Annotated in this window: 12 protein-coding genes; 8 read left to right on the top strand and 4 right to left on the bottom strand. The window is 67.1% G+C overall.

Translation table 11 applies throughout. From position 1 onward, the window contains the following. The first annotated feature begins 29 nt into the window (after positions 1-29). Positions 30-1004, top strand: coding sequence for a class 1b ribonucleoside-diphosphate reductase subunit beta (gene nrdF, locus EDD31_RS06195; protein ID WP_123303392.1), 975 nt, complete (start codon positions 30-32; stop codon positions 1002-1004). Between the two features lie 228 nt (positions 1005-1232). Beyond that, positions 1233-2150 carry a hypothetical protein gene (locus tag EDD31_RS06190; protein WP_123303391.1) on the top strand — a complete coding sequence of 306 codons (918 nt, stop codon included), beginning with the start codon at positions 1233-1235 and terminating at the stop codon, positions 2148-2150. 231 nt (positions 2151-2381) lie between these two features. Here the strand turns inward: EDD31_RS06190 and EDD31_RS06185 are convergent, their stop codons facing one another. From EDD31_RS06185 to EDD31_RS06175, 3 genes are read right to left on the bottom strand one after another with little or no spacing between them, the layout of a single operon-like run. Continuing rightward, positions 2382-3323: a cation diffusion facilitator family transporter gene (locus tag EDD31_RS06185; protein ID WP_123303390.1), complete on the bottom strand. Its 942-nt coding sequence runs from the start codon at positions 3321-3323 to the stop codon at positions 2382-2384. Further along, complete coding sequence (locus EDD31_RS06180) at positions 3320-3694, bottom strand: ArsR/SmtB family transcription factor (protein WP_170163211.1); 375 nt, start codon at positions 3692-3694, stop codon at positions 3320-3322. Before EDD31_RS06180 ends, EDD31_RS06185 begins: the two co-directional genes overlap by 4 nt. Before the next feature lie 44 nt (positions 3695-3738). After that, positions 3739-4509 carry an ABC transporter ATP-binding protein gene (locus EDD31_RS06175; RefSeq protein WP_123303389.1) on the bottom strand — a complete coding sequence of 257 codons (771 nt, stop codon included), beginning with the start codon at positions 4507-4509 and terminating at the stop codon, positions 3739-3741. Between the two features lie 149 nt (positions 4510-4658). Between EDD31_RS06175 and EDD31_RS06170 the strand changes: the two genes are divergently transcribed. Then, positions 4659-5213 carry a hypothetical protein gene (locus tag EDD31_RS06170; protein WP_123303388.1) on the top strand — a complete coding sequence of 185 codons (555 nt, stop codon included), beginning with the start codon at positions 4659-4661 and terminating at the stop codon, positions 5211-5213. A gap of 227 nt (positions 5214-5440) precedes the next feature. Here EDD31_RS06170 and EDD31_RS06165 read toward each other — a convergent pair whose 3' ends face one another. Beyond that, positions 5441-6361, bottom strand: a complete 921-nt coding sequence (locus EDD31_RS06165; protein WP_123303387.1) for an LLM class F420-dependent oxidoreductase — start codon at positions 6359-6361, stop codon at positions 5441-5443. Positions 6362-6579: 218 nt separating this feature from the next. On the opposite strand from EDD31_RS06165, the gene EDD31_RS06160 reads away from it, so the two are divergent. The 5 genes from EDD31_RS06160 to EDD31_RS06140 are packed head-to-tail and all read left to right on the top strand — an operon-like array spanning position 6580 to position 12871. Further along, positions 6580-7593 (top strand): LacI family DNA-binding transcriptional regulator, encoded by a 1014-nt coding sequence (locus tag EDD31_RS06160; protein WP_123303386.1) that lies wholly within the window; start codon positions 6580-6582, stop codon positions 7591-7593. A gap of 33 nt (positions 7594-7626) precedes the next feature. After that, the gene (locus EDD31_RS06155) at positions 7627-9735 is read left to right on the top strand and encodes a beta-galactosidase (RefSeq protein WP_123303385.1); all 2109 of its coding nucleotides are present in this window, start codon (positions 7627-7629) and stop codon (positions 9733-9735) included. Positions 9736-9750: 15 nt separating this feature from the next. Beyond that, positions 9751-11034, top strand: a complete 1284-nt coding sequence (locus EDD31_RS06150; RefSeq protein WP_123303384.1) for an ABC transporter substrate-binding protein — start codon at positions 9751-9753, stop codon at positions 11032-11034. Next, positions 11031-11969 carry a carbohydrate ABC transporter permease gene (locus EDD31_RS06145; RefSeq protein WP_123303383.1) on the top strand — a complete coding sequence of 313 codons (939 nt, stop codon included), beginning with the start codon at positions 11031-11033 and terminating at the stop codon, positions 11967-11969. The genes EDD31_RS06150 and EDD31_RS06145 overlap by 4 nt, the downstream gene beginning before the upstream one ends. Continuing rightward, positions 11969-12871, top strand: coding sequence for a carbohydrate ABC transporter permease (locus tag EDD31_RS06140; protein ID WP_123303382.1), 903 nt, complete (start codon positions 11969-11971; stop codon positions 12869-12871). Before EDD31_RS06145 ends, EDD31_RS06140 begins: the two co-directional genes overlap by 1 nt. Position 12872: the final 1 nt, after the last annotated feature.

The raw sequence follows: 12872 nt of genomic DNA, 5'->3' as shown, positions 1-12872 counted from the left end.
CGCAAGCGAGCCGGAGAGAGGACAGACACGTGGCTGAGGCCGTCAAGCTGGTCAGCAGCGTCCAGGCAATCAACTGGAACCGCGTCCAGGACGAGAAGGACGTCGAGGTCTGGGACCGCCTGACCGCGAACTTCTGGCTGCCCGAGAAGGTGCCGCTGTCCAACGACATCCAGTCCTGGAACACGCTGAGCGCCGAAGAGCAGCTGATGACCACCCGTGTCTTCACCGGCCTGACGCTGCTGGACACCATCCAGGGCACCGTCGGTGCCGTCTCGCTGATCCCGGATGCGATCACCCCCCACGAGGAGGCGGTGTACACCAACATCGCCTTCATGGAGTCGGTGCACGCGAAGTCCTACTCCTCGATCTTCTCCACGCTGATCTCCACCAAGGAGATTGACGAGGCCTTCCGTTGGTCGGAGGAGAACGAGTACCTGCAGCGCAAGGCGCAGATCGTGATGGAGTACTACCGCGGCGATGACCCGGAGAAGCGGAAGGTGGCCTCCACGATGCTGGAGTCCTTCCTGTTCTACTCGGGCTTCTACGCCCCGATGTACTGGTCGAGCCACGCGAAGCTCACGAACACTGCCGACCTGATCCGCCTGATCATCCGGGACGAGGCGGTGCACGGCTACTACATCGGCTACAAGTACCAGCGCGCGGTGGAGAAGGCCTCGCCGGAGCGGCGTCAGGAGCTGAAGGACTACACCTTCGATCTGCTCTTCGAGCTCTACGAGAACGAAGAGGAGTACACCGAGTCGCTCTACGACCCGCTCGGGCTGACGGAGGACGTGAAGTCCTTCCTGCGCTACAACGCGAACAAGGCGCTGCAGAACCTCGGCTACGAGGGCCTCTTCCCGGCCGACCAGACGGACGTGAACCCGGCGATCCTCTCGGCGCTGAGCCCCAACGCGGACGAAAACCACGACTTCTTCTCCGGCGCCGGCTCGAGCTACGTCATGGGCAAGGCTGTGAACACCGAAGACGAGGACTGGGACTTCTAGAGCCGCGAGCCGGGTTCGTCCAATCGAGAGTCTCGAGGGTGACGACGCTCAACGGCCGTCGCCCTCGTAACATGCTTCGGCCCCAACCCAATGCAATGGGTTGGGGCCGAGATCCAGGGCCCGTAGGCGCTGGTAGCAATCCTGACTGGTTGCTCTACTAGCGTACAGAAGTTCGCGGGGTGCACCAGCTCCCCCTTCTAGGGCCCTCCTCACTGAAAGGAGGGCACCATGCCCACCATCAAGGAGTACTACGGGATCGTTGGTCCCGTGCCGTTCGTCGACGTCGAGATCGCGCAGGACAATCGGCTGTACGTCGATCCTCACGCGATCCGCCTGCGGGGGCGTCCGGAGCCGTTCGCTAGTCACGCGTTGAGGTGCATCGACACCTTCTTCCACCAGGTGACGCGCAGCATCATCGAGGACACCCCTGCATCCCGGGCCCATGGCCGGCGGCTCTTGCAGAGGTTCACTGAGCCCTGGGAAACCCGTCTCGGCATGGCGAAGGAAAGCTTCCACGGCCATGGTGGCGCTGAGGATGTGGGGACTTGGATCTGGAACGTGCTGACAGGGGACGCGGAAGCCGCAGTCCGTGTCGGGGTGTTGCGCCATGTCGAGGATCTCCCACTGTTCGTCGAAGGTGTCGATCGTGACATCACCTCGGACATTACGACGCGCATCATCTTCTCGGCCTTGACAGATTTCACCGAAGCGATGATCGAGGTGTACCCCCAGTTCCGTGGGGGCCCAGACGGAACTGGTGTGTTCGAAAAGCAGGTCTGGGACCCATCGCTTCGTGCCTGGCGTAACCGCTTGGTGACACTCCCCATTGTCGACGGCAAGGCCCTGTTGCTTGTACCTCAGGGATGGGCGCGACCGGCGCTCCTAATGTCAGCACGCCGGTTCTACGGAACGACGGTCCTTTCGTACGCTCAATTGAAGCAGGCCGTCGTCGACGCCGAGGGAAAGCTGTTGAAGCCTTCGAAGAAGAGCTTGAGGAAGCAGAGCGGCCTTCGCGAGAGTCGCTTGACCAACCGTCAGGTGACTATGGAAGCGATCGAGGACGAGCACGATCTTCTTGAAGCCTTCAAGGCGTTTGTTGCATTGCAGGAGGACCCTGACGACGGTATGGCCCTCGCCGTTGCCTGACAGCTTCGCTGGTGGACGGCCGGTTCTCCATCACCGGGCTCTGCTAGATGCCAGGCCTCTGCAGTGCAAGAGACGAATAGCGAGTACATAGCTGGCCGTCTCGCGAGTTGTTGTATGCCATTTCCCTGTGGGTGGCTTCGGCTTAGTCCTAACCGGAGCCGCCCACAGGGGAGCGGCCTGCAGAGCATAGCTGTGAGTTGACGGCGAATTTGGTTACGCACGGCCCGCCGCTCATGGATGCCTGGTGGCCGCTGACTCCCGGTCGCGCTGCTGCGGGGTCTCCAGCTGGAAGGTGGCGTGTTCGATCGAGATCTCGAAGTGCTCGGCCACGCACGCCCGCACCGTGTCGAGGATCTTGGGGGCATGACCGTCCCGGAAGCACTCCTCGTCGAGGACCACGTGTGCCGAGAGCGTCGGCAGGCCGGTGGCCACGGTGGTGGCGTGGAGGTCGTGCACCTCCTGGACATGATCGAGCTGGAGGATGTGCGCACGGACCTCGTCGAGATCAAGACCCTTCGGAGTGAACTCCATCAGCACGGCCGTCGTCTCCCGGATCAGGAGCGCGGCCCGCGGGATGATCAGCAACGCGATGCCGACGGCGGCGATCGTGTCTGTGCGCTGGATGCCGGCGGTCATGATGAGGATGGCCGAGACGATGACCGCCATCGTGCCCAACGCATCCATGAGGACCTCCAGGAACGCGGCACGCATGTTGAAGTTGGCCTTCCGGTCGGAGGCCAGCACGACGGCGGCGGCGATGTTGAGCAGCAACCCGGCGACGCCGAACATCAACAGCTGCGGTCCGGGCACCTCGGGTGGGTTGCTCCAGCGTTCGACGGCCTCGATCAACGCGTAGATGCTCACGCCGGCCAGCAGGAGCGCCTGGCCGAGAGCGGCGAGCACCTCGATGCGTCGGAAGCCCCACGTGTGCTTGCTGGTCGATGGCCGCGCCATCAGCACGGCCGCGATGAGCGCCACCAGCAGGCCGATCGAGTCGGTCAGGGAGTGGACGACGTCCACCAGGAGCGCCAGGCTTCCGGTGACCCACGCGCCGATGCCCTGGGCGAGAACGATGGTGGACACCAGCCCGAAGGCGATGCCCAGCTTGCGCCGGAAGTCCGGTGAGCCCGCCGCCTCCTGGGGGCTGGGGCCGTGGGAGTGACCGGAGCTCATGACGGCTGCTCGATCTCCGCGAGGCGGTCGTGCTGATCGTGGTCGCGCAGGGAGAGTGACACGCCTGAGGCGCTCAGCAATGCAGCTGCGGACTCGGTCAGATCGTTCAGCCTCACCGGGTCGGCCAAGGAGAACCAGGAGGCTCGACCCTCCACGCGCATCTGGATCAGCCCGCAATCACGGAGACACGCCAGATGCTTACTCACGGTGGATTGCGCCAGGTGCATGTGGTCGACCAGATCCCGCACGCGGTGCTCTCCGCTGCTGAGATGCTCCAGCAGCGCCAAGCGGGTGGGCTCAGCCAAGGCATGGAAGAGCGTCGCGTAGGCAGCCCGGTCCTCGAGACGGAACTCGGAAGTATTCATCGCCATGTGGCGATGATAGCGCAATATGGCGATGCCGCCTGGCGGTCAACTCACCGAAAACGCCGGGTGGCCTCCGGTGCCGCGGCGGCCATCTCCAGAACTTCCTCATGCTCCGGCTGCGCCAGGATCTCCTTCAGCGGACCACTCGCCACGATCTGGCCTTCGGCGAGAAAGTGGGCCGTGGGGCACATGCGCTCCACCAGTTCCAGGTCGTGGGTGATGATCACCGCGGCGGTGCCCAGCCGCTCCAGCAGACCGACGAGCCGGCGCGCCGCCTCCCGGCGTGAGGGCGGATCGACGGCCGTGAAAGGTTCATCCAGCACCAGGATCTCGGGGCGGGTAGCCAGTGCGGTGGCAAGCGCCACCCGCTGGCGTTCGCCGCCGGAGAGCGTGGCCAGTGCCCGCGAAGCGAAATGCCCGGGCAGTGCCACGGCGTCCAGCAGTTCGGCATCCGAGGTCGCGTGCGTGCGGCCGGCCTTCCGCGCCTCCTTCAGCGCGGCCTTGAAGCCGTCCGCTACGGTGCGTCGCGGGTCGGTCACGGTCATCGAGTCCTGCGACTGGAACCGCACTGCGGCCACGAAGTCGCGCTTGGACTCGCCCCGCAGTTTCGCCACCGGCCGGCCCTGGTAGGTCGCCGAGCCTCGGCTGGGTTTCATGCTGCCGCGCAGCAGCCGGGCCAGGGTGGTCTTGCCGGCGCCCGAGGGGCCGATGATTCCCACAGGAGGGTCGCCGGCGGTGATCGTCAGACCGATCCCGCGGAGGACGTCATTCCCGGGATATCCACCCCAGAGGTCGTGGGCCTGCAGCGACGATCTGGCCATAGGTGCTGTGTTCCTTCATCGGGGGCGCGGGTGATCTCAGGGTACGTCTCGGGCGGCTGCCGCTCGGGCCCAGGTGCAGCCCTGCGGCGCCACACGCCTGCCACGTCAAGATCCGTGCACTGTGCAGCAATCTGGTTGACTGGTCACCGATGACTTCCTCCTCGCTCACGCTCACCGAGACCGCGACCCCCGCAGAGAAGATCGCCGCGATCGCCCGGCACTTGGCCTGGGAGCATCACGTGGTGCTGGAGCGGAACACGGAATCCGACGACTGGGGGCGCGCAGAAGCCAAGCCCGAGTTCGTCGAGGCGGCGCTCGCACTCGGTGACGAGGTGCGGATCGCCTACTTCACCGACTGCGGCGTGTTCGTGGCCGCCGTCGTGCGCCAGGCCGGGGTCGACCCGGACTTCCCGGTGCGCCGCACCTGGGAGCAGCTGGAGTACCTGGAGAACTCCGAGCGCTGGCACACCTTCGTTCCGGACGGCGAAGACGACCTCGCACCCGGCGACATCCTGGTGCGCAGCGGCCACATCTACATCTTCACCGGCGAGTACTGGTGCGATGCGGACGGCTGCGGCTATCGCGCCGTCGGCGCCTCGCTGTACACCCGCCCGCCCTCGGGCCACCACCTCTACCTCACCGGCAAGAGCGAGAAGGACATCTCCTCCGACCGCCCCTTCTCCATCGCCCGCATCAAGGCCTGAGGCCGGGCCGCGCAGCCGGCGCGGCGCTCTGCGGGCGCGGGGCTTTGCCAGAGCGATGTCTGCTGGCGGGGCGCCCCGCGGCCAACGACGCCCCGCCCGCTGAGAGTGAGGAATGTGTTGCTGCGCGCAACCAATTCCTCACTCTCAGCAGCGCGGCCGGCCGGCTCACGCCGGCGGCCCGGCGGCCCGACCCGGCGGCCCGGCCCCCGCAGCCCGGCCCCGCCCGCTCACACCTGCGGGGCGACCTCGGCGGCGATGAGTTCGATCATGTCGAGGTCGTCCACGTCCATGCACTGCAGGTAGATCCGGGAGATCCCGTCCGCCTTCAGCTGGCCGATCCGGTCCACCACCTCGGACGGCGTCCCCGCCAGGCCGTGCTCGCGGAGCTCTGCCGGCTCGCGGCCCACGACGGCGGCGCGGCGCTCGAACTCGGCCTCGTCGCGGCCGACCACCGCGATCAGTGCCACGGAGTAGACGAGCTCCTCGGGGTCGCGGCCCGCCTCGCTCATGGCACCGCGCACCCGCTCGATCTGCGGGCCGATGGCCTCGAAGCCGGGGAAGGATTGGTTGTATTCCGCGCCATAGCGCGCGGCCAGCCGCGGCGTGCGCCGGGGCCCGTTGCCGCCCACCACGATCGGCAGCGGCGTCTGCACCGGCTTGGGTAAGCCTGGGTTGTCGGTGAGCTGGTAGTGCTGCCCGGAGAAGGAGTAGGACCCGCCGGCCGGTGTCTGCCACAGGCCGGTGAGGATCTCCAGCTGTTCCTCGAGCAGGCCGAAGCGCTTGTCGGGGAAAGGGATGCCGAAGGCGCGGTGCTCGGCCTCAAACCACCCGGTGCCCAGCCCAAGCTCCACGCGCCCACCCGACATCGCATCCACCTGTGCCACCTGCACGGCCAGGACGCCGGGGTGGCGGAAGGTCGCCGAGCTGACGAGCGTGCCGAGGCGGATGCGGGAGGTGTCCCGCGCCAAGCCGGCCAGGGTCGTCCAGGCGTCGGTCGGGCCGGGGCTCGGATCGCCGTCGCCCATGCGCAAGTAGTGATCGGAGCGGAAGAAGGCGTCGTAGCCGAGCTCTTCGGCGGCGATCGCCAACCGTGCGAGCTGGTCGTAGGAGGCGCCCTGCTGGGGTTCGGTGAAGATCCTGAGGTCCATGACCTCCACGATGCCACGTCGGCGCACCGGCGTCCCGGGACCAGGACCGCCGCCCCGGGAGCGACACAGGGATCAGGCCCGCCGCAACGGGAACGCTACAGGGGCCTCCGCTCCTGCCGATTACCCGCGTCTCTTGACGAAGCGCTTCGACAACCTCTAGTGTCGGTCATCGAAGCGCTTCCCATACGGTGAATGCTTCCCAGAACGGAGGCCTGGCAATGGCTGCCACGATCATCGACGTCGCCCGCGAGGCCGGCGTCTCGATCAGCACGGTCTCCTACGCGCTCAGCGGCAAGCGGCCGGTCAGTGACCGCACCCGCCGGCGCATCGAGGCGGCCATCCTCGAACTCGGCTACCGGCCCAATGCCGGGGCCCGCGCCCTGGCTGGGCGGCGCACCTACGTCTTCGCCGTCACCGAGCCGCTGCGGCCGGACACCTACACCCCGACCCACATGGCCTTCGTGCTCGCCACGGCCAAGGCAGCCCGGCAGTACGACTACGACGTCCTGTTGCTCACCCAGGAGGAAGCCAACGGTGGGCTGCAGCGCGTGACGGGGTCGCGCATCGTGGACGGCGTCATCGTGCTCGACGTGCTCGACCACGACGAGCGCATCACCCTGCTGCGCACCCTGGACATCCCAGCCGTCGTGGTCGGTGTGCCGGCCGACCCGGCAGGTCTGGTCTGCGTGGACCTCGACTTCGCCGCCGTCGCCCAGTTGGCGGTGGACCGCCTCGTGGACGGCGGGCATCGGCGTCTCGGCCTGCTCGGGCACCCTGCGGCGGCCTACGAGCGCGGCCAGAACTTCCCCGTCCGCTTCCGGGAGGCCTTCGTCTCCTGTGCGCAGAGCCGCGGCGTCAGCGCGCAGGTGGCCACCCCGGAACGCACGATCGCCGATGCACGGTCCGCGATGGCCGAGCTTTTCGACGGACCCGATCCGGTCACCGGCCTGGTCATGCACTGCGAGGACTCGATCCAGATGCGTGCCTTGGATGAGCTGCGCGCGCGCGGACTGGACATCCCCGGCGACGTTTCGGTGATCTCCGCTGCCTCCACCTTCGACACCACCACCTTCACCCCCGCGCTGGACGTGATCCCCCTGGTACCCGATCAGAGTTGCTCCCGGGCCGTGGAACTCCTGGTCGAGCAGCTCGAGGGTCCGATCGAGCCGCGCGTGGAACTTCTGCCCCCCGAGTACATCGAGCGGGGCTCTGCCTCCGCCGTCCTGGCCTGAGACCGGAACACCCCAGCTATGGAATCGTCTGACATGACCGAAGTCGAAGCGTTTCGCCGCTCGTCACGCCGCGAGCAGCCGTCCCGCAGCGCCCACGCCGGCCCGCCAGCCTTCCTGTACGGCGGGGACTACAACCCCGAGCAGTGGCCCGAGGAGGTCTGGCACGAGGACGTCCGCCTCATGCGCGAGGCGGGGGTCAACACGGCGACCATCGGCGTGTTCAGCTGGTCCTCGCTCGAGCCGCGCGAAGGCGTCTACGACTTCGGCTGGCTCGACCGGGTGATGGACCTGCTGCACGAGCACGGCATCCAGGCCATCCTCGCCACGCCCACCGCCTCGCCGCCGCCCTGGTTCACTCTCGCCCACCCCGACGGTTTGCCGGTCACCGCCGAGGGCGTGCGCCTGGTACACGGCAGCCGGGACACCTACAACCCCGCCTCGCCCGAATACCGCGAGGCCTGCCGCCGGATCACCACCGCCCTCGCGGAGCGGTATGGCCAGCACCCGGCGCTGGCGATGTGGCACGTGCACAACGAATACGGCTCGATCTCCTACGGCCCAGTCACCGATGCCGCCTTCCGGCGCTGGCTGCAGGAACGTTACGCCGATCTGGAAACCCTCAACCACACCTGGAACACCGCCTTCTGGTCCCAGCGCTATGGCAGCTGGGAGGAGATCCTCGCCCCCCAGGCCACCCAGTACCTGCCCAATCCCGCCCAGGTGCTCGACTTCAAGCGCTTCAGCGCGGACCTGCTCTCAGAGTGCCTACGCGAGCAGGTCACCATCCTGCGGGAGATCACGCCCGACGTCCCGCTGACCACGAACTTCATGCTCCCCACCTGGAACCACTACGACCAGTGGGACTTCGCTCAGCAGATCGACCAGGTCTCCATCGACCACTACCTCGACGACGAGGGCCCTGCCGGTGAGACGCACGTGGCCTTCGGCGCCGACCTCGCCCGCTCCTTCAACGGTGGGCGCCCCTGGCTGCTCATGGAGCAGGCCACCACGCTGATCTACGACTACGCCGGTGGGCGGATGCTGGTCAAGGAACCCGGGCGCATGCGCCGGAACACCCTGCAGTACCTGGCCCGCGGAGCCACCGGCTCCCTGTTCTTCCAATGGCGCTCCCCCCGCGTGGGCGCGGAGTTCTTCCATTCGGCGATGGTCCCCCACGCCGGGGAGGACTCCCGCATCTTCCGGGAGATCAGCGCCCTCGGTGCAGAACTGGCCGCCCTGGCCGAACTTGCCGCACCGCCGGACGGGCCCGTCAACCGTCACCGCGTGGCCCTGGTGTGGGATCCGCAGGCCTGGTGGGCCAGCGAGACCCGCGCGATGCCCTCCGGCGACCTCGGATTCCTCGACGCTCTGCGACGGGCGCACACCGCGCTGTGGAACCTCGGCGTGAACGCCGATGTCGTCGCACCTGACGGCGCCCTGGAGCAATACGATCTCGTCCTCGTGCCGAGCATGATCGCGGTCAGCGACGCGCAGGCAGAGCGATTCGAGACCTTCGTGCGCGGGGGAGGTCACCTCGTCGTCTGGTACTTCGCGGGCAGCACCGACGAGCACCTTCGCGTCCGCGGTGGCGGTTACAGCGGCGCCTTCACCACCACGCTCGGGATCCGCGTCGAGGAGCATGTGCCACTGCGGGAGCAGGACCGGCTCACCCTCGACGACGGCAGTACCGCCGCAGTCTGGAGCGAGATGGTCCACCTGCGCGGAGCCACGGCCGTGGCCAGCTATACGGCGGACGCCCACCCGGTGATCGGCCCGGGCGCGCCGGCCATCACCCGCCACAGCCTCGGCGAGGGCGTGGCCCACTATCTCTCCACCCGGCTCAGTGCAGCCGATCTGGAGCGTCACCTTGAGCGCATCCGGCTCGAGGCGGCCGTGCCCAAGGCACACGACAGCGCCGGCGGCGGGCTGGAGATCGTTCGCCGCGAGGCCGGGGGCCAGCACTACCTCTTCGTTTTCAACCACACCTCCGAGGCCCGGGACCTCGCAGTGTCCGGCACGGAGCTGCTCTCCGGGCAGGTACTGGCCGGCACCAGCCGGATCGCACCGGGCGAGGTGTGGGTGCTGCGAGAGATCACAGAAAAGCAGGGGACCACCCGAGGCGATCGCCTCACCATCCACTGAGAGAGGACTTCGACGATGAAGCGCAGTATCAAGAACCTGACCACCGCCCTGGCGGCTGGAGCCGGGGTCGCATTGGCCCTGGCCGCCTGCAGCTCCGGCCCCACCGCAGACGACCCGGTCACTCTGGAGTTCTGGGGATGGGTGCCCGGCCTGGAGGAGGCCGTGGCCCAGTGGAACGAGGAGAACCCCGAGATCCAAGTCGACTTCTTCCGCATGACCGGCGATGACGGTGACACCATCCCGGCCTCCATCGACGCCGGAACTGCCCCGGACATCGTGCAGATGTCCGTGCACTCCATCCCCGGTCACGTGGTGAACAACCGCCTCATCGACATTGCCGAGCATGCCGAGGACTGGGGTGACCGCTTCACCGAGAGCACCTGGGCCTCGGTGAGCTTCGACGGCGGCATCTACGCGATCCCCCAAGACTCCGGCCCCTCGGGAATGATGTACCGGCAGGACATCTTCGACGAGCACGGCATCGAGGTGCCCACCACGTGGGAGGAGTACCTGGAGGCCGCCCGTACTCTCAAGGAAGCCGACCCCGACCTGCACATCGCGCAGTTCTCGCCGAACGAGACCGGTCACTGGTTGCAGACCGTGTGGCAGAACAGCGGCACGTGGAACGGCATCGAGGACGACGCCTGGACCGTGAACGTGGCTGACCAGCAAAGCCAGGACGTCGCCGAGCTGTGGCAGACCCTCCTGGACGAGGACCTGTTCCTCACCGTGGAGATGTGGACCCCGGAGTTCTGGGCCGAGGTGAACGACGGCCGCATCGCGACCATCAACTACGCCGCCTGGTTTCCGGTGCTGCTGGAGGAGAGCGCCGAGTCCACGTCCGGCAACTGGCGCGTGGCCCCGACCCCGAACTTCGAAGGTCAGGACTCCGCCGGCGATACCGGCGGCAGCGTGAACGTCGTCCCCACCGGCACCGAGGATGTGGAGCATGCGGTCGCCTTCATCGAGTGGCTGAACACCAGCGAAGACGGCCTCGACCATCTGATCAGCAACGGTGGCATCTTCCCGGCCGCCGTCGACGGGCTGGAGCACCCCGCTCTGCTCACCGAGCGGGAGTTCTTCGGCGGGCAGGTCATCAACGAGGTCTTCGCCGACGCCGCCGTGAAGGTGCCGGCGACCTGGGTGGACGGCCCCACCTACGACCTGATCCAGGACCGTCTGAAGGACCAGTTCGCGCGCGTGGCCAACGGTGACCAGACCTTCTCCGAAGCACTGGATACCGTGCACGACCAGGCGGTCGCCGATCTGCGAGACATGGGCTTGAGCGTCGCGGAATGAGCACAGCGACTCTTCCCTCCGCCCGCTCCCGGCGCCGCGGCATCCGTGGCGCCGGGGGTGGCTGGGCGCCCTATGTCTTTCTCACGCCTTTCGTAGTGCTCTTCCTGGTCTTCCTCGTGGCACCCATCATCACCGCGCTCTACACCAGCCTGTTCACGGTGGAGCGCAGCGGTCTGGGCTTCGGCAACGAGAACGCCTCGATCTTCGTGGGCCTGGAGAACTACCGCCGCGCGTTGAGCAACCAGGGTTTCGTGGCATCCTTCGGCCGCGTGCTGCTGTTCGGCGTCGTGCAGGTGCCGATCATGCTGGCGCTGGCCACCGGCTTGGCTCTGCTCTTCGACTCCGCCGTGGTGCGATGGAAGCGGTTCTTCCAGCTCGCGGTCTTCATCCCCTATGCCGTGCCGACCGTGGTCGCGGCATTGCTGTGGGGCTTCCTCTACCAGCCGCGCGTCAGCCCGCTGGTCAGCGGACTGGAGGCGATCGGTCTCGACATCGCCTTCCTGGCCCCAGGCACCGTGCTGTGGTCCATCGCCAACGTGACGACCTGGTCGGTGACCGGCGTTAACATGATCATCATCTTCGCCGCCCTCCAGACGGTGCCGCGTGACATCTACGAGGCCGCGCGCATCGACGGCGCGCGCGAACTGCGGGTGGCGCTGCAGATCAAACTCCCGATGGTGCTGCCGGCGATCTTCCTGACGCTGCTGTTCTCCATCATCGGCACCCTGCAGCTCTTCAACGAGCCGATGACCTTGCGTTCGATCACCTCCAACGTGACCGGTGACTTCACGCCGAACATGGCGGTCTTCTCCACCACCACGCTGGGCGGGAATCTCAACCTCGGATCGGCCATGGCCATCCTGCTGGGCCTGGTCACCTTCGCGCTGTCGATCTTGGTCTCGGTGCTGTCCAACCGCAGGAAGGGAGGCTCCTGATGGGCGCTCCGACAGTGAACCGCATCCCTACGCGTCGCCGCACTGAGCACACCGGCGGTGAAAGGCCCCCGATCGCCGCGCGCCTGCTGGCCTGGGGCGTGATGCTCCTGGTGGCCTTCTACTTCCTCGTGCCCGTCTACTGGCTGATCGTGGCCTCGACGAAGTCCACCGGCGATCTCTTCTCCACGCCAGGTTTCTGGTTCGCCGAGTTCCACCTGTGGCAGAACGTCGTCGACCTCACCCAGCGTGACGGCGGGATCTTCTGGCGCTGGATGCTGAACTCCCTGATCTACTCGGGGCTCGGCTCGGTGCTGATGACCTTCATCAGCGTGATCTCGGGATACGCGCTGGCCATGTACCGCTTCCGTGGCCGCACCGTGGTGCTCGCCGCCGTGGTGGGCAGCATGCTGGTGCCCCAGACCGTGCTCGCCCAGCCCACGTACACGCTGCTGGTGAACATGGGCCTGAACAACACCATGCTCGGGGTGCTGCTGCCCTCCCTGGTGTATCCCTTCGGCGTGATGCTCGGCTACATCTACGCCCAGGCCTCGATCCCCCGCGAACTGCTCGAGGCGGCCCGAGTCGACGGCGCCAGCGAGTGGCGGGCGTTCTTCTCCATCGCCCTGCGGTTGCTCACCCCGGGTTCGGTGACAATCCTGCTCTTCGCCTTCATCGGCTCCTGGAACAACTTCATGCTGCCGCTGCTGGTGTTGCGGGATCCCAGTCTGCAGCCTGTCACCGTGGGGCTGTCCGGGTGGAGCCAGGCCGCGATCACGGTGCCCGGCCTGCAGACCTTGGTGATCATCGGTGCGTTGATCTCGATCGTGCCGATCATCGTGGTCTTCGTGAGCCTCCAGCGCTACTGGCGTTCTGGCCTGGCTGCGGGAAGCCTGAAACTGTAGA

It is taken from the genome of Bogoriella caseilytica (genome assembly GCF_003752405.1).
Taxonomy (GTDB): domain Bacteria; phylum Actinomycetota; class Actinomycetes; order Actinomycetales; family Actinomycetaceae; genus Allobogoriella; species Allobogoriella caseilytica.
The sequence above is the reverse complement of the archived record's forward strand: the minus strand, read 5'-3'. Positions and strand labels throughout refer to the sequence as shown.

Bases quoted from the DNA above. Each gene is read 5' to 3' on its own strand.
- EDD31_RS06175 (WP_123303389.1), bottom strand. From the start codon at position 4,509: ATGGCCAGATCGTCGCTGCAGGCCCACGACCTCTGGGGTGGATATCCC.
- EDD31_RS06180 (WP_170163211.1), bottom strand. From the start codon at position 3,694: ATGGCGATGAATACTTCCGAGTTCCGTCTCGAGGACCGGGCTGCCTAC.
- EDD31_RS06165 (WP_123303387.1), bottom strand. From the start codon at position 6,361: ATGGACCTCAGGATCTTCACCGAACCCCAGCAGGGCGCCTCCTACGAC.
- EDD31_RS06170 (WP_123303388.1), top strand. From the start codon at position 4,659: ATGACTTCCTCCTCGCTCACGCTCACCGAGACCGCGACCCCCGCAGAG.
- EDD31_RS06140 (WP_123303382.1), top strand. From the start codon at position 11,969: ATGGGCGCTCCGACAGTGAACCGCATCCCTACGCGTCGCCGCACTGAG.
- EDD31_RS06150 (WP_123303384.1), top strand. From the start codon at position 9,751: ATGAAGCGCAGTATCAAGAACCTGACCACCGCCCTGGCGGCTGGAGCC.
- EDD31_RS06185 (WP_123303390.1), bottom strand. From the start codon at position 3,323: ATGAGCTCCGGTCACTCCCACGGCCCCAGCCCCCAGGAGGCGGCGGGC.
- EDD31_RS06190 (WP_123303391.1), top strand. From the start codon at position 1,233: ATGCCCACCATCAAGGAGTACTACGGGATCGTTGGTCCCGTGCCGTTC.
- EDD31_RS06155 (WP_123303385.1), top strand. From the start codon at position 7,627: ATGACCGAAGTCGAAGCGTTTCGCCGCTCGTCACGCCGCGAGCAGCCG.
- EDD31_RS06145 (WP_123303383.1), top strand. From the start codon at position 11,031: ATGAGCACAGCGACTCTTCCCTCCGCCCGCTCCCGGCGCCGCGGCATC.
- EDD31_RS06160 (WP_123303386.1), top strand. From the start codon at position 6,580: ATGGCTGCCACGATCATCGACGTCGCCCGCGAGGCCGGCGTCTCGATC.